This window comes from Streptomyces actinomycinicus, from assembly GCF_016741775.1.
In the GTDB taxonomy this organism is placed as follows: Bacteria; Actinomycetota; Actinomycetes; order Streptomycetales; family Streptomycetaceae; genus Streptomyces; species Streptomyces actinomycinicus.
In genome coordinates, this window is sequence record NZ_JAERRK010000038.1 from 1 (window position 1) to 15,621 (window position 15,621).

The following is a 15,621-nucleotide window of genomic DNA, read 5'->3' on the forward strand; positions in this document are numbered from 1 at the left end:
ACCGGGCCACGTGCAGTACACCCGCAACATGGTCACCGGCGCCTCCACCGCCGACCTCGCCCTGGTCCTGGTGGACGCCCGGCACGGGGTGGTGGAGCAGACCCGCCGCCATCTCGCCGTGGCCGCGCTGCTGCGCATCCCCCGGGTGACGGTCGTCGTCAACAAGATGGATCTGGTGGGCCGTTCGGAAGAGGTCTTCGCCGGTACCGTCGCCGAGTTCGCGGAGTGCGCCGGCACCCTCGGCATCCCGCACGTCACCGCCGTCCCGGTCTCGGCACTGGACGGCGACAACGTCGTACGGCCGTCGGGCCTGATGGACTGGTACGCGGGTCCCACCGTGCTGGAGCACCTGGAGACCGTGCCCGCCGGGGCCGATCCGCGCACGGAACCCACCCGGCTGCCGGTGCAGTACGTCATCCGGCCGCAGACCGCCGGGCACCGCGACTACCGCGGCTACGCCGGTCAGCTCGCCTCCGGGCTGCTGCGGGTCGGCGACCCCGTCGCCGTGCTGCCGTCCGGCCGCACCAGTGTCGTGGCGGCGATCGACACCCCGGCGGGCCCGGTCCCGGCGGCCTGGGCGCCGCAGTCGGTGACCGTGCGCCTCGCCGACGACGTCGACATAGCCCGCGGCGACCTGCTGGCCCCGGTCACCGCTGCGCCCCGCACCCGCCGGCTGCTCCACGCCACCGCCTGCCACCTGGCCGAACGCCCGTTGCGCGCCGGTCAGCGGGTGCTGGTCAAGCACACCACGCGGACCGTCCGGGCCCGGGTCGAGGAGATCGGCTCCCGGCTCGACCTGCGGGACCTGACCGAGCGCCCGCGGCCGGACGCGCTCGAGGCCAACGACATCGGCCGGATCACGGTGCGCACCGCCGAGCCGCTCGCCCTGGACGGCTACGCCGAACTGCGGCGCACCGGCTCGTTCCTGCTCATCGACCCGGACGACGGCAGCACCCTCACCGCGGGCATGGCCGACGTCCCGGAAGGAGCGTGACGGCCACCCTTGACGATCATGAGATCGTCATGCCGAGCCGGTGACACCGGCACTGTCGGCCCCGCCCTCGTCCGGGAACACTCTTTCCCATCGAACGCACCGCGAATTCCGAGGGAAGGGCCGACATGAACCTCACCGCAGTCAGCACCGTTCGCCCTGTCGCCGACGTCCCGGCCGTGGACGGCCTGGTCATCGAGGATCTCGCCGCCTCGGCGGCCGAGCCGTTCCAGCCGGCCACCTGCATCTGCTGGTCGGAGGGTTCCGCCCTCGGGGAGTGACACACCACGCAGGGCAGCCGACCACACCGCAGCCGACGCACAGGGGAACGGGGGACCACAGTGACGCAAGCACAGGACGCGGAACCGAGACTGGCCTTCAAGCACCACCTGACGGCCGAAGTGGTACCGGGAGAAGGGGTGTTCCTCGTGTCCGAACGCGGGGTGACGGTGCTGAGGGGCACCGGTGTCACCGAGCTGGCGCCGCTCCTGGACGGCAGCCGGACACTGGACCAGCTCGCCGCGGAGGCGCCCGGCGGGCTCTTCCCGGCACAGGTGCGGCAGGTCGTCGGCAGGCTGCTCGACTCGGGGCTGCTCACCTGCCGGCCGCCGGCCGCCCCCGCCTCCCCCAGTGAGGCGTTCTGGGAGCTGGCGGGCCTGGACGGGCCGACCGCGACCCGGCGCACCGAGGTCTCCACGGTCGCGGTCGCCTCGGCCGGAACGTACGCCCGGGCGGTCGTCGCCGAGATGGCCGCCGCGCTCACCGACAACGGTCTGCGGCTGCACCGCCCCGGCGAGGACACCGCTCCCCCGAGCCTCGCCGTGGTGCTCTGCGACAGCTACCTCGACCCGGAACTCGCGGACCTGGACGCCGCGTACCGGTCCGCGGGAACACCGTGGCTGCTGGTCCGGCTCATGAGCGAACAGCCCTGGATCGGGCCGGTGTTCCGGCCGGACGACGGCCCCTGCTGGCACTGTCTGGCCGAGCCGCTGCGCCGTAACCGCCCGGCCGAGGCTTTCCTCGGCCAGGCACTCGGCCGCCCGGTCCGCACCCCGCCCTCCGCGCTCGCCGCGGGCCGCGCGGCCGGGCTGCACCTGGCCTGCCTGGAGGCGGTCAAGTGGCTGGCCGGGCAGCGCCACCCCGGCCAGAACGCACTGTGGACGCTGAACCCGCTGGACCTGACGAGCTGTCACCACGGAGTACGGCGGCGGCCGCAGTGCCCGGCCTGCGGCGACCCCAAGTCGATGGCGCATCAGGTCCACGCCCCCTTCGTGTGTGTCAGCCGGCCCAAGACCGCTACCGGCACCGGCGAGCGGTCGCTGACCGCGGAGGAGATGCTGCGGAAGTACGGGCATCTGGTGGACGACCTGACCGGAGTGGTCAAGGAGATCCGCCGCGACCGCCGCGGCCCCGGGTTCCTCAACTGCTTCCACTCCGGGCACAATCCGGCCGCCGCACCCACCGGACTCGCCCAGGTGCGCAGCGGACTGCGCAGCCACAGCTCGGGCAAGGGCACCACCGAGACACAGGCGAAGGTGAGCGCCCTGTGCGAGGCCGTCGAGCGGCACAGCGGCTGGTTCCAGGGGGACGAGCCGACCGTGCGGGCCGCCTACCGGGACGTCGCCGGCCAGGCGGTGCACCCGGACACGATCCAGCTGTTCCACCCCCGCCAGTACGCCGGCCGCGCCCGGTGGAACGCCGCGCACGGCCCGGCGCACCGCGTGTGCGACCCCTTCGACGAGCAGACTCCGGTCGACTGGACGCCGATGTGGTCCCTGACCGGCGGGCGGCACCGCCTGGTGCCCACCGCGATGCTCTACTACAACGCGCCCGGCGGAAAAGGGCCGTTCGCCGCGAACTCCAACGGCTCGGCGGCCGGCAGCTCCCGCGAGGACGCGGTCGTGCAGGGGTTCCTGGAACTCGTCGAACGCGACGCGGTGGCCCTGTGGTGGTACAACCGCACCCGCCAGCCGGGAGTGGACCTCGACGCCTTCGACGACACCTGGGTCCGGCGCGTCCGCGAGGAGCACCGGGGCCTCGCCCGCCGGCTGTGGGTCCTCGACCTCACCAGCGACCTCGGTGTCCCGGTCTTCGCCGCGCTGTCCGCACGGACCGACAAGCCGGCCCAGGACATCACCCTCGGCTTCGGCGCGCACTTCGACCCCGGGATCGCCCTGCGCCGGGCGGTGGCGGAGTTGAACCAGATGCTCCCGCCGGTCGCCGGGGCCGGACCCGACGGCAACGGGTACAGCTGCGACGATCCCGCCGTACTGTCCTGGTGGCGGACCGCCACCACCGCGAACCAGCCCTACCTGCTGCCCGGCCCGGACCGGCGGGCGCACGGCCCCGGGGACTTCGGGTACCTCCCGCGCACCGACCTCGCCGACGACGTCGCGTTCGCGGCGGAACTCGCCCGCGGACTCGGCAGCGAGCTGCTGGTGCTCGACCAGACCCGGCCGGACACCGGCCTGCCGGTGGTCAAGACGGTGGTCCCCGGGCTGCGTCCCTTCTGGGCCCGCTTCGGCCCCGGCCGCCTCTACGACGTTCCGGTACGGCTCGGCCGCCGGTCCACTCCGATCCGATACGAGGACCTCAATCCGGTCCCGCTCTTCCTGTGACAGCGTCACACCGTCCTTCGAGGTCTCGCCCATGAATCCCCCCACCCCCTCCCTGAAGCCGCTGTGGTCGCTGCGTGAGGACTGCGGATTCCGGCCCGAGCCGGGTGTTCCGGGCGCCGGCGTCGTCAGCACCCCCTGGGGCGAGATCCGCCTCGACGCGGGGACCACCGCGGTCGGCCGGGCGCTGGAGCGCATGACGTACGGCCCGGTCTCCCTCGACAACGTGCTGCCCGGTTTCACCCAGGGCACCTGGCAGGCCGGTGACCGGACCCGGCACGAGGCCCTGGACGCCGTCCTCGGGCAGTTGCAGCACGTGGTGGTGCGCACCCTCGCCGGCACCCGGGGCACCCACCACCTGTCCGTGGTGCCGATCGCCCGGCGGGCCCGGTTCTCCCCGGCCCGGCCCGCCGCGGACGCCGTGCACCGGCTGTCCAGGTTCGTCACCCTGCGGACCGGGTCCGACGGCTGGGTGGCGGAGTCGCCGCTGGCCGTGCACCGGGTGCTGCTGCACACGCCGCAGGCCGGGTGGCTGGTGGGCTGCTACGCGCGGCCCATCACGGTGCGCCGGGCCGCCGGGCTGCTCCGGCTGCCCGTGGAGGAGACGGCCCTCGCGGTCGGCTACCTCGAGGCCGCCGGAATGCTGGTGCCCGGTGTCCCGCAGGAGGACGGCGCGGACGGCTTCTTCTCCTTCGCCGAGGACCGGGACACCGCCCTGGCCCCGTGGTCGGCGCGGGAGCTGCTCGTGCACCAGCGCAGCAGACCGGGGGCGCACGACGAGACGGTGGGCCGGGCCGACGGACCCCGCCCGGCCGGCGACGGCCGGAGCGGCCCCGGCGACGACACGCGAACCGGGCCCCGTGACGACGCGCGAACCGGGTCCCGTGACGGTGAGCGGACCGGAACCGGTGTCGGTGACGGTGAGCCGGACGGGTCCGAAGACGGTGACGGCGGCCGGAACCGGTCCGGTGACGGTGCCGGTGACGGTAAGCCGGACGGCTCCGAAGACGGTGACGGTGGCCGGAACGGGTCCGGTGACGGTGGCGCCGGCATCGCCCTGCCGGTGCCCGGGCGCGGCGGTGCGGGCTTGCACGAGCCCGGTCTGAGCGAGGTCCTCGCGTCCCGCCGCTCGGAACGGGTCGACGGCGGCAGGCCGCTGACACTGGACCAGCTCGGTGAACTGCTGCACCGCTCCGCCGCCGAGCGGCCGGCCGGCGGACGGCCGTACCCGAGTCTCGGGGCGCGCTATCCGCTGGAGCTGTACATCACCGTCGCCGGGGGCGGCGATCTCAAGCGCGGGGTGTACCACTACGACCCGCACGGCCATCTGCTGACGGCGCTGGACACGGCGCCGGACCTGGTGGACCGGCTGCTCGACGAGGCCGCCGGGAACGCCGGGCTGAGCCAGGAACCGTCGGTGCTGATCAGCATGACGGCGCGCTACCACCGTACGGCCGGCGCGTACCGGGGCACGGCCTACAGCGCCCTCCTCAAAGAGGTGGGAGCGCTCCAGCAGACGTTCTACCTGGTGGCCACGGCCATGGGACTCGGCCCGTGCGCGCTGGCCTTCGGCGACACCGAGACGGCGGCCCGCGCCTTCGGGCTCGACTGGCGTGCCGAGCCCGGGGTGGGCGAGTTCGTGGTCTCGGCCTTTCCGGGCCCGGCCGCCGGGACGCTGACGGCCTGACCGGCACGGACCGGGCCCACCGGGGCGTCAGGGAGCCCGACGCTACCCCGGCGGGGAGAAGTCGTACACGGACCATTCGGTGACCGGGACGTATCCGATGCGCTGGTAGAGGGCGTTGCTGGTGAGGTTGGCCGGGTCCGCGAAGAGCACGACATGCGTCGCGCCGGCGGCCAGCGCGGCACGGCTCACCTCGGCCGTCACGGCGCCCGCGTAGCCGCGGCCGCGCAGGCGGGCCGGGGTGTACACGGGGTCGACCCGGACCATCCCGGCGACCATCGACGTCACGGCGGCCATGGAGACAGGGGTGCCGTCCGGTGTCTCCCAGAACGTGAAGTGCCGGTCGGCGAAACGCGAGCCGGCCCAGGAGCGGGCGTCCACGGCCGGGACCTCTCCGACGGTGTCGACGAATTCGCCGCACCAGCGCACGACGTGCCCGTGGTCCCGCTCGCCCACGGCACGGCCCCGGCCCTCGGGGAGCGGGTCCGGCGGGGTGAGGGTGCCGAGCCGGTAGAGGCGGATCCGTGTGCCGAGCCTGGGCGCCGCGCCCGTGTGCCGCTGCCACGCCTCGGCCAGGACGGTGGCGGTGTCGTGGTCCCCGCTGACGCCGGGGACGGGGTGTCCGAGGCCGGCCAGGCGAGCGGCGAGCACGTCGGCCTGCTCGCGGGTGAGCGGCGTGAGGCTCAGCGGTCCGGACGGGCTGCGCTGGAAGAAGACGGCATGCACCTCGCCGCCTCGCTCCAGCCGGCCGAACACGGGGAATCGGGCACCGCGAGCGGCCGTTCCGCCCGTGCGCAGTTTCTCGGTCAGGGTCAGCAGCATGGTGTGCAGATCGGGGCGGGAGCGCAGGAACGCCCCGGCCCGGGCGAGGAAGTGGTCGACGTCTCCGGTGAGGTGCCAGTCGTCGGTGCGCATGCCTCATGATGGCCGACGCACCGGCCGCAGGGTGGTGCACGACCCGCGCCGGGGGCGCCAAGTCGCTTGCACGGGTGGGACGTTGACGGTCCGACCGGCACGAACGGGACACAGTCGGGCGTGCTCGCCGGTAACCGGTCAGGATCCCGGATCTCGACCTATGCTGTACCCCCTACCGAATTCGCATTCGAGTGGGGGTTTCAATGCGATGGTTCCGGCCGCTGGTCTCGGCGCGCCCGCTGCGGCACAGACCGGTCAGCAACGTCGAACTGGCCCCCAGGATGGCCTCCGCCGTCACCACCGTCGTCATCCTCTGCTTCTTCGGGGTGGCGCTGACCTACGCGGTGAGCGGAGGCTTCGGCGCGCTGAAGCTGGCGGTGTTCGGTGTCCTGATGCTGATGCTGCTCGGCCTGCAGTTCTGCCACTCGTTCCCGGCCCGGGCGCCCCGCTGGGCCCGGCAGCGGGGGCTGACCCTGGCCCTGCAGACGGTGCTGACCTTCGCGCCGTTCGTCTTCTTCGGCGCGGCCTGGCTGGGCATGCCCGGATTCCTCTGCTCCTCCTGCCTGCTGGTGCTGCGGCCGGCGCTCGCCTGGGCCGCCTTCGGCCTGGCCGTCGTGGCGACGGGGGCCGTGCAGTTCCTGGTCGGCTACGGCGTGGCCCAGTTGCCGTACAACACGGTGGCGACCGTCCTCACCGGACTCGTGGTGTACGGGCTGAGCCGGCTGACCGGGGTCATCGCCGAGGTGCAGGCCGCCCGTGACGAGCTGGTGCGGGTGACGCTGGCCCAGGAACGGGTGCGGTTCGCCCGTGACCTGCACGACCTGCTGGGCTTCAGCCTCTCCACCATCACGCTCAAGTGCGAACTCGCGCACCGCCTGGTCCGGGTCGACCCCGAGCGGGCCGAGAGCGAGATCACCGAGATCGTGCAGGCGACCCGGCAGGCGTCCGCCGAGGTGCGTTCGGTGGCCAGCAGCTATCTGCGGATGAGCCTGGAACGGGAACTCGAGGCCGCCTCCTCCCTGTTGCGCGCGGTCGGCATCCATGCCGAGGTGCGGGTGGCGACGGGTCCGGTGTCACCGGCGGTGGACGTGGTGCTGGCCACGGTGCTGCGCGAGGGCGTCACCAACATGCTGCGTCACAGCAAGGCCCAGAACTGTGTGATCGAGGCCGCCCACGGGGCCGGCCGGGTCCACCTCGTCATCGCCAACGACGGTCTGCGGGACGCGCGTTCAGCGCATTTCCCGGAGGCGTCGGGTGTCGCCTCGGCGGGCGGGAACGGGCTGAGCAGCCTGGCGGCGCGCGCCGCGGCCATCGGCGGCCGGCTCGACTCCGGTGAGCGCCCCGACGGATGGTTCAGGCTGGCCGTCGACCTGCCCGCGCAGGCCACCGGGCAGGACGGCGAGGACGCACTCACGACCGGCCGGCACCCCTAGCGCTTCCGCACGGGTACGGTTCACCGCCGGCCCGGAACCCCGGCAATCCGCACCGGCGCGGTCACAGCCAGCCGGAATCCCGGGCGATGCGTACGGCGTCCATCCGGTTTCGGGCGTTCAGCCGGGTCACCGCGGCGGTCAGGTAGTTGCGCACGGTGCCCGCCGAGAGGAACAGCGCGCGGGCGATCTCCGGCACCTCCTCCCCCTCCGCGGCCAGCCGCAGGACTTCGGTCTCCCGGGCGCTCAGCGGGCTGTCCCCCGCCTGCAGGGCACTGAGGGCCAGCTCCGGGTCGACCGCCCGCCCGCCGGCGGCCACCTCCCGGATCGCCGCCGCGAGCCGCGCGGGCTCGGTGTCCTTCAGCAGGAACCCCGAGGCGTGTGCCTCGAGGGCCCGGCGCAGGTTGCCCGGCCGGCCGAGGGTGGTCAGGATCGCGGTCCGGCAGGCGGGGAGTTCCCGGTGCAGCAGGGCCGCCGCCTCGATACCGTCGATGCCCGGCATGTCGATGTCGAGCACCGCCACGTCGGGCCGGTGCGCCAGCGCCAGCGGCAGCACCTGGTCGCCGTTGCCCGTCTCGGCCACCACCTCGATGTCCGACTCCAGCTCGAGGAGCGAGGCCAGGGCCCGGCGGAGCATGATCATGTCTTCCGCGAGCAAGACTCGGATCACTGATTCCCCCGCGTCAGTGTGATGATTCGCTGCACTTGGCGTGAACTTTACGCGGAGACACCCCGGTTGAGTAGCTGAGTGGCGGCTTCCGCCGCAGCCAGGCCACCGCCTCGGCGGCTCCTTCGGTGCGGGGGAAGAAGGTGGTTAATGCACCGATGGGCCGCCGAGGACGGCTGAAAATCGAGCGTCCGATTCGAACGCCCACGCCAGGAAGGTTCAGGCTTGCGCGTGACCTCCGATGCGCCGTTCCGCGGCGCCGGAGGCTCCGGTTCCGCCCGCGGCGGCGGTGTGCGCGAGACGCACGAGGTCGGTGCGGGAGCGGATCGACAGGGCCTGGAAGATCTTGCGCAGGTGGTAGTTCACCGTGTGCGGTGACAGGTAGAGGCGCTCGGCGATCTCCTTGTTGGTGAGTCCCTGGACGGTGAGCCGTGCGATGACCACCTGCTTCTCCGTCAGGTGCGCCCACTCGGCGGCGGCCGGCGGCGGTGCCGGCGCCGCCGCCGGCCGCCGCAGGGGTACGACCGTCGCGTCCGCGCCGGCGTCCCGGCCGGACCAGTCGAGGGCGGCGCCGAACTGCCGGGCCCGGTACTCGTCCGCCTGCTCCCGTACGGCCACCTGGGCCGAGGCGGCCATGGAGTCCATGACCACGCGCCGGAACAGCGGGTTGGCGAAGCGCACGTCGTCACCGTCCTGGCTCAGCAGTCCGGCCGTGACGGCCTCCTGGATGTCCGGCAGCAGCTGCGAAGCCTTCAGCCCGAGCACCTCGGTCAGCTCGCCGAAGATCAGGTGGGTGCCCAGCACCGCGGCGACGAGGATCAGGTGCGTGGTGGACGGGGAGCAGCTCTGCAGATACAGCCGCACCAGTCCCTTGAACCTCTCGGGCAGGCAGGCGCCGTTCAGCCGGGCGGTCGCACCGACGTCCACCCTGCCCTCGTCCATGAGCCCCTCGAGCAGGGCCCGCAGCGCCTTCGGGTGCCCGGACACCGCGGACACCGTCCGGGCCAGCTCCTCGTCCGGTTCGGCGCCCAGGATGTCGCGGGCCATCCGCTGGGCCGCCCGGTCGTCCAGCGGGCGCAGCCGGAACATCCGGTGGGGCAGGGCCAGGGATCCGAGCGCGATGTCCAGGGGGCTGTTGGGCCGGCCCCAGCGCCGGCTCGTGCACCAGACGACGGGCCTCCCGGCAGCCTCCAGCCGCAGTCGCGCCAGTGCCTTGACGTCCGCCGGGTCCGAGCAGTGGGTGTCGTCCAGCAGGACCACGAGGGTGCGGTCGCAGGGACCGCCGGGCTCTTCCTGGAGACCTTTCAGCACCGTCGCACCGGCCGCCCCGGCCATCGACGCGGCCTCGGCGAGCAGTCGGGACTTGCCCGTGCCCGGTCCCCCCTCGATCGAGACGTGGAGACATCCGGTCCGGTGCGCGGAGTGGATCGCCTGACGGAGCGCCTGTACTTCCGTGGCCCGGCCGTGCAGCGGATGAGTTCCGGCCTCCAGCACTGTGTTCACTTTCTGTCACCTTCTGTCGGCAGGGATGGGAAAGCGGAGGGGGACGTGTGGGCGGCAGGGCCCCGGCTCCGGGGCGGTCGAGGCGGGCCGGGCAGTCGCTGCGCGCGGGGACGGGGCCATGGACAGGCGTGCACCGGCGTCGTTGCCGATTGAACCGTCACCCGGCATAAACAGTCACCCGCGGCCGGGTCCGGCGCAAGGATGATCGTTCAACTCGCGCCTACTTGGTCAAGTCGTCGTCCGGGCTACGGCGCCGGCCGGGACGCTCCGTACAGGAGGAGGTCCCAGGCGCGGGCGACACGGCGGACGGCGGCGGGGTCGGCGTCCGCGCCGGGGCCGGCGCAGCGCGTGTACTCCTCGATGCCCGTGATGAGGAACTGCACCGACTCGGCGAACGCCTCCGGTGCGACCTGGCTGCGCAGCCGCCCTTCCTCGTGCGCACTGCGCAGCAGTTCGGTCAGGCAGGCCAGCCACGCGTCCGCCCATACGCCCGCCGTGGAGCGTTCACGGCTGAGGCGTGCGGCCGCCCGGACCGCTGTGCACTCGGACAGGAGCCGGGCGATCGACAGCACCAGTGCGCGCGCACGGCTCACCGGGGGGACAGACAGCCCGCCCACGCGCGCCACGACCTCCCGGGTGAGCCCGGTACCGGATGCCTGGACGGCGTCCGCGAGGTCCGGCTTCGTGGGGAAGTGGAAGGTCAGCGCGCCCATGGAGATGCCGGCGGCCTTGGTGACGCAGATCAGGGGGGTGCCCGCGTACCCGTGCCGGTCGAACTCGTCGGCGGCGGCCTGCACGATGAGGCGCCGTGTCCGCACGGCCCGTACCTGCTTCACCCCGGCCTTCTCCCACACTGCATGCCCCTGGACGAACGGCTGGACGACACATGGCGCCGGTCCGCATCCTGAGACAAACCATCCATCATCCAGGCAGTCCAGGCAAGTGCGCCCGGCCGCAGGGCAGATGACCGGCCGGATCCGGCCCCTGAAACAAAGAGAACGTCTGCTATGTTTTTCGGCGGGTCGAGGTTATCAGCCGACGCACCAAGGGGGAGCACAACATGGTCACCACCTGCCTTGCGGGCCCGCCGATCGCGCGCTCCGGGTGGCCGCTGACCGAGTTCGTCCGCACCGTCTTCGGAAGCCTGCCCCGCGCCGATCAACGGCGCTGGGCCGATGTGTACTTGCGCGGACTGCTCAGCACGCCGGGCCGCAAGACGATGAAGCGCCTGGCCGGGCAGATGTGCGGCTCACCGAGCGCCGGGCAGGCGCTCCAGCAGTTCATCACGTCCAGCCCCTGGGACTGGCACGAGCCCCGGGCGGCCCTCGCCCGCCTGGCGGCCCGCCGCCTCCCGGACCACGTGTGGGTCGCCGGGACCTTCGTGGCCGAGAAGCGCGGGGGCCGGTCGGTCGGCGTGGGGCGCCGCTTCGTGCCCGGTCTGGGAGCCACCGTCAACTGCCAGGTCGGGGTGGGCCTGTTCCTGGTGTCGACGACCGAGGCGGTCCCGGTGGACTGGAGCCTGGTGCTGGACGGCGGGTGGCGGGAGGACGGGGCGCTGCGCCGGCGGGCACGGATCCCGGACACCGCCGACGGCCGCTCGGCCTGGGAGTGCGCGCTGGACATGGTGGCCGACGCGGCCGGGGCACCCCGGGTGCAGCGCCCACCGCTCGTCGCCGACCTGACGGTGACCGGCGACCTGGCCCGCATCACCGGCGTACTCGCCTCCGCCCGCGCGGAGTTCCTCGTCCGCATCCGCCCCGACCACCCCGTGCTGGAGCACTCCTCCGGTGCGGCGCAGCCCCTCTCCGCGGCCTTGTCGACGGCCGAGCACGTGATCAGGGAGGGCGGGGCGCACTCACGGGTGGCGCTGTCCCGGTACGACGACGGGACGGGACCGGCGGAGGTCCGCTCGGCGCTGGTGCAGTTGCCCGGGCAGCGCGAACCCGGCCGGCCCCCGCGCCGGTACCGGCTCTTCGCCCTCGACGCCACCGACGAGACCGGGCAGCCGCAGTTCTGGCTCAGCACACTGCACCGACGGGGAATGGGGTACGTGTGCTCCCTGATGCGCCGTCAGCAGCTGGTCCGGGACACCCTGGAGACGCTGGGAGAGAGCTACGGTCTCATGGACTTCGAAGGGCGTTCCTTCCCCGGCTGGCACCATCACATGACGATGGTGTCGGCCGCCTACGCCTACCGGCGCCTCTACCCCGCCGGTACGGCCGCACGGCTGAGCGCCTGACGGTCCGGGCGCACCGGGCACCGGGCACCGGCGAACCGTACGGGGTCCGCCGCGGCCGTGGCGAGACCGGGTGAACCGTGCCGGGCGCCTTCGCGGTGGTGCCGGCGGCGCACCGGGCGGGGCGGCTGCGGTGGGTGTGGGTGGACGAGACGCGGGCCGGGTGGGGGGTCAGGCGGCGGTCCAGCCGCCGTCGACCGCCATGGCGGTGCCGGTGACGAAGGACGACCGGTCGCCGAGGAGCCAGGCCGCCGCCTCGGCGACCTCGCGGGGCGCCGCCATGCGTTTCTGGGGTGCGCGCCGCACCCACGGCTCCTCCAACCCCGGGTTGTCCGCGAGCACTTCGTCCATCAGCTCGGTCCGGACGCTGCCGACCACCAGGGCGTTGACCCGGACGCGCTGCTCGCCGTAGTCGGCCGCCGCCGCGCGCGTCAGGCCCAGCACCGCGTGCTTCGCGGCCACGTACGGCGCGCCCGAGCCGGGGGCCAGCACGCCCGCCACGCTGGAGGTGTTCACGATCGAGCCGCCCTGCCCGTCGGCCAGCATCGCGGGGATCTGCCGGCGCAGGCAGTTCCACACGCCGCGCACGTTCACGTCCATGACACGGTCGTAGTCCGCCTGGTCGGTCTCGTGCAGCAGCTTCCCGACGGACGCCCAGCCGGCGTTGTTGAACGCCCCGTCCAGCCGGCCGAACCGCTCGACCGCCGTGTCGACGACGCGGGCCACGTCCTGCTCGTCGGTGACGTCACCCGGCGCGGCCAGGGCCGATCCGCCGTTCTTCGTGATCTCCTCCTCCAGTTCGCGCAGGTGCCGCTCGCGCCGGGCCATCAGGACGACGCCGGCTCCCTCCGCGGCGAACAGCCGGGCCGCCGCGGCCCCGATGCCGCTGGAGCAGCCGGTGATCATGATGGTCTTGCCGTGCAGAAGCATGAGCTGTCGTCCCCTCCGGGGATGTGTCGGGTGTGATCGGCCGGTGTGCTCAGCGGAAGTCGGCCAGATGTCTGCGGGCCCATGCCCCGAAGGTGGCCGGAGGACGGCCGGTCACCCGCAGCACGTCCTGGGTGACGGTCTCCTTGGCCCCGGCGACCTGGCGCCCGACCCGCTCCAGCATGGCCTGTGCGACGGGCTCCGGATACCGGGCGCGCCAGCGGTCCAGGGCTTCGCGTTCGCTCAACTCGGCGTGCACCAGGGGTCGTCGCAGCAGTCCGGACAGCTGGGCCACCTGGTCCCGCGCCGAGAGCGCGTGCGGTCCGGTCAGCGCGTGGGCGCGGCCCTGGTGCCCGGGTACGGTCAGGGCGCGGGCCGCGACCCCGGCCACGTCCGCGGGGTCGACGCAGGCGTTGCGGGTGTCGCCGTGCAGCGTGCGCACCGGTTCGCCGGCCCGTACGGCGCCGGCCCACCCGAGGGCGTTGGACATGAAGGCACGCGCCCGCAGCAGTGTGCAGGTCAGGCCCGAGGACTGCCAGAGCTGCTCGCAGTCGCGCTGCCAGCGGGTGATCAGGTCCTGTGCGCCGGTGTCGAGGACGGCGAGCGCGGACAGCTTGACGACATGGCGCACGCCCGCCGCCTCGGCCGCGGCGGCGAGATGCTCGTCATGACAGGGTGCACCGGGGTCGAAGGTGGCGACGAACAGGGCGTCGGCCCCTTCCAGTGCGCGTTCCAGGCCGGCCCGGCGCCCGAAGTCCGCACGGACCGGGCGGCCGCCGACCCCGCTGCGGGCGGCCCGTTCCGGTGACCTGGTGAGCGCTCGTACGTCGTGCGTGCCGGCCAGCAGCCGGGCCAGGTGGCGTCCGACGGTTCCGGTGGCCCCCGCGACCGCGATGCGCGGACTCATGCGGCGTTGCCCCTCGAGACGTCGAGGTCGATCCGGGCGACGGTCTCCGGCCGGGCGATGCCGGGCAGGAGCATCCGCCACATGAGGACGGTGCGCCGGGGCAGGTCCGCACGGTTGCTCACCAGCTGCGCGTACAGCTGGACGCCGGTACACGCTCCCACCAGGAACTCCGCGATGTCCTCCGGTGCGGTACCGGGCAGCAGTTCGCCCTCCTCGACGGCCGTGCGCAGGCAGTCGGCCATTATCTCCGTCCAGCCGAGGTAGGAGGAGGCGTCCTGCATCCCGAAGCTGCCCTGTTCCACCGAGAGCCGGACACCTGCGCGCAGCAGCGGATTCACCTGTAGCTCCCAGGCCCACACCAGGGTGATGTCCACCAGGCGCTGCAGTCCGTGGGAGTGCAACCTGGGCTCTATCACCTGGGGTTGGGCGCTCATCACGGCAAGTGCCAGCCCCTCCTTGGACTTGAAGTGGAAGTAGAGGGCGCCGGCGGTGACCTTCGCGCGCTCGAGGATGCGGGAGATGCCCGCGCCCGCGTAGCCGAACTCGTCGAACACCTCGGCTCCTGCCCACAGCAGCGCCTCACGGGTGCGCAGGGCTCTTTCCTGGGTCGGTGGGGTCATCGCCTCGTCTCAGCCATCCTCGACAACAAAAAGAACGTCCTTTACGTTTACCTGCGACTGACCCCCGCAGTCCAGTGACGGCCGCAGCGATCCTCGCTCGGTCACCTTCTGCTCTATGGGAGTGACGTTGTCCAAGCCGCCGACCATCGACCCCGCCGTCCAGGCACCGCCCAGGGTGGCGAAGCAGTCCGTCCACAAACGCAATGCCGACGAGGTCCTGCTGACCGGCTGGCGGCGCACCGGGGACGACCGCTTCGTGGTCACCGCACGCTGGCCGGGGGACCACGCCTTCTATGCCGTGCGCGCCCTCCGGCACGATCCTCTTCTGCTCAGCGAAACCGTCCGGCAGACCTTCCCCCTGCTGGCGCACGAGGCGTACGAGGTCCCTTTCGGCCACCATCTGGTCTGGGACACCTACGCCTGGTGCCTGGAACCCGCGGTGCTGCGCGCGGACGGCTCGGAGGCCGGCCTCGAACTGCGCGTGCGGGCACGGGAGGTGGTGCGCCGCCGGGGTGTCGTGGCGTTACTCTCGCTCACCTACGAGGTGGCGCGGGACGGCATACCCCTGGCTGCCGCGAGCAGCCGGTTCACCATCCAGGCCCCGGCCGTCTACCGGCGGTTGCGCGGCGACCACGCCGACCAGGCCGCGATCCGTCCGGCACCCGTGCCGCAGCCCGTGTCCGCGGCCGAGGTGGGCCGCGCCGACCCGCACGACGTCGTCCTGGCACCCGCCGGCACGCCGCACCGCTGGCGACTGCGGGTCGACACCAGGCACTCCGTGCTCTTCGACCACCCCGTCGACCACGTTCCCGGCATGCTGCTGCTGGAAGCCGCCCAACAGGCGGCCCGAGCCGTCTGCGGCCGCCCTGCGGGTCGGGTGACGGCGATGGACACCCGGTTCCACCGCTACACGGAACTCGATGCCCCCGCCTGGATCGAGGCCAGGCGCACCGGCGCCGACACGGTGGGGCGTGCGCGGCTGTCCGTGACCGGCACTCAGAACGGCCACGAGGTGTTCTCCTGCTCGGTCACGCTGGACGAGACCGGGCCCGGCCACCGGTGACGGCCGTCGGATGCCTCGGCGGGGGCGGCATCCGACGGCCGGTCGCACGGCGAACGGGGCGGC

The 15,621-nt window shown here is 73.2% G+C and carries 14 protein-coding genes; 7 read left to right on the forward strand and 7 right to left on the reverse strand.

Features of this window, described 5'->3' with window-relative positions; translation table 11 throughout:
• The 4 genes from JK359_RS37660 to JK359_RS39685 form a co-directional block, all read left to right on the forward strand.
• Positions 1-994, forward strand: a 994-nt coding sequence (locus tag JK359_RS37660; RefSeq protein ID WP_201844143.1) for a sulfate adenylyltransferase subunit 1, incomplete at its 5' end; no start/stop codon positions are given.
• Positions 995-1,119: 125 nt separating this feature from the next.
• Positions 1,120-1,272 (forward strand): hypothetical protein, encoded by a 153-nt coding sequence (locus JK359_RS37665; protein WP_201844144.1) that lies wholly within the window; start codon positions 1,120-1,122, stop codon positions 1,270-1,272.
• Positions 1,273-1,332: 60 nt separating this feature from the next.
• Positions 1,333-3,609: a TOMM precursor leader peptide-binding protein gene (locus JK359_RS37670; protein WP_201844145.1), complete on the forward strand. Its 2,277-nt coding sequence runs from the start codon at positions 1,333-1,335 to the stop codon at positions 3,607-3,609.
• A 31-nt stretch (positions 3,610-3,640) separates the two neighbouring features.
• Positions 3,641-5,293, forward strand: a complete 1,653-nt coding sequence (locus JK359_RS39685) for a SagB family peptide dehydrogenase (RefSeq protein ID WP_236679082.1) — start codon at positions 3,641-3,643, stop codon at positions 5,291-5,293.
• A gap of 42 nt (positions 5,294-5,335) precedes the next feature.
• On the opposite strand, the gene JK359_RS37685 is transcribed toward JK359_RS39685, so the two are convergent.
• Entirely contained in the window at positions 5,336-6,205 is an 870-nt protein-coding gene (locus JK359_RS37685; protein ID WP_201844146.1) for a GNAT family N-acetyltransferase, read from the reverse strand.
• A gap of 203 nt (positions 6,206-6,408) precedes the next feature.
• Here JK359_RS37685 and JK359_RS37690 point away from each other — a divergent pair, with 203 nt between their 5' ends.
• The gene (locus JK359_RS37690) at positions 6,409-7,638 is read left to right on the forward strand and encodes a sensor histidine kinase (protein ID WP_201844147.1); all 1,230 of its coding nucleotides are present in this window, start codon (positions 6,409-6,411) and stop codon (positions 7,636-7,638) included.
• Between the two features lie 61 nt (positions 7,639-7,699).
• On the opposite strand, the gene JK359_RS37695 is transcribed toward JK359_RS37690, so the two are convergent.
• The 3 genes from JK359_RS37695 to JK359_RS37705 all read right to left on the reverse strand — a co-directional run bounded on the left by JK359_RS37695 (position 7,700) and on the right by JK359_RS37705 (position 10,641).
• Positions 7,700-8,305 carry a response regulator transcription factor gene (locus JK359_RS37695; protein ID WP_201844148.1) on the reverse strand — a complete coding sequence of 202 codons (606 nt, stop codon included), beginning with the start codon at positions 8,303-8,305 and terminating at the stop codon, positions 7,700-7,702.
• A 216-nt stretch (positions 8,306-8,521) separates the two neighbouring features.
• On the reverse strand, positions 8,522-9,805 hold the full coding sequence (locus JK359_RS40305) for a helix-turn-helix domain-containing protein (protein WP_201844149.1): 1,284 nt from the start codon (positions 9,803-9,805) through the stop codon (positions 8,522-8,524).
• A 245-nt stretch (positions 9,806-10,050) separates the two neighbouring features.
• Positions 10,051-10,641: a TetR family transcriptional regulator gene (locus JK359_RS37705; protein ID WP_201844150.1), complete on the reverse strand. Its 591-nt coding sequence runs from the start codon at positions 10,639-10,641 to the stop codon at positions 10,051-10,053.
• 224 nt (positions 10,642-10,865) lie between these two features.
• On the opposite strand from JK359_RS37705, the gene JK359_RS37710 reads away from it, so the two are divergent.
• Positions 10,866-12,044 carry an IS701 family transposase gene (locus tag JK359_RS37710; RefSeq protein ID WP_201844151.1) on the forward strand — a complete coding sequence of 393 codons (1,179 nt, stop codon included), beginning with the start codon at positions 10,866-10,868 and terminating at the stop codon, positions 12,042-12,044.
• Between the two features lie 168 nt (positions 12,045-12,212).
• Here the strand turns inward: JK359_RS37710 and JK359_RS37715 are convergent, their stop codons facing one another.
• The 3 genes from JK359_RS37715 to JK359_RS37725 are packed head-to-tail and all read right to left on the reverse strand — an operon-like array spanning position 12,213 to position 14,495.
• The gene (locus JK359_RS37715; protein WP_201844152.1) at positions 12,213-12,971 is read right to left on the reverse strand and encodes an SDR family NAD(P)-dependent oxidoreductase; all 759 of its coding nucleotides are present in this window, start codon (positions 12,969-12,971) and stop codon (positions 12,213-12,215) included.
• A gap of 49 nt (positions 12,972-13,020) precedes the next feature.
• Entirely contained in the window at positions 13,021-13,875 is an 855-nt protein-coding gene (locus JK359_RS37720; RefSeq protein WP_201844153.1) for an NAD(P)H-binding protein, read from the reverse strand.
• On the reverse strand, positions 13,872-14,495 hold the full coding sequence (locus JK359_RS37725; RefSeq protein ID WP_201844154.1) for a ScbR family autoregulator-binding transcription factor: 624 nt from the start codon (positions 14,493-14,495) through the stop codon (positions 13,872-13,874). Before JK359_RS37725 ends, JK359_RS37720 begins: the two co-directional genes overlap by 4 nt.
• A gap of 115 nt (positions 14,496-14,610) precedes the next feature.
• Here JK359_RS37725 and JK359_RS37730 point away from each other — a divergent pair, with 115 nt between their 5' ends.
• Complete coding sequence (locus JK359_RS37730) at positions 14,611-15,558, forward strand: ScbA/BarX family gamma-butyrolactone biosynthesis protein (protein WP_201844155.1); 948 nt, start codon at positions 14,611-14,613, stop codon at positions 15,556-15,558.
• Positions 15,559-15,621 lie beyond the last annotated feature (63 nt).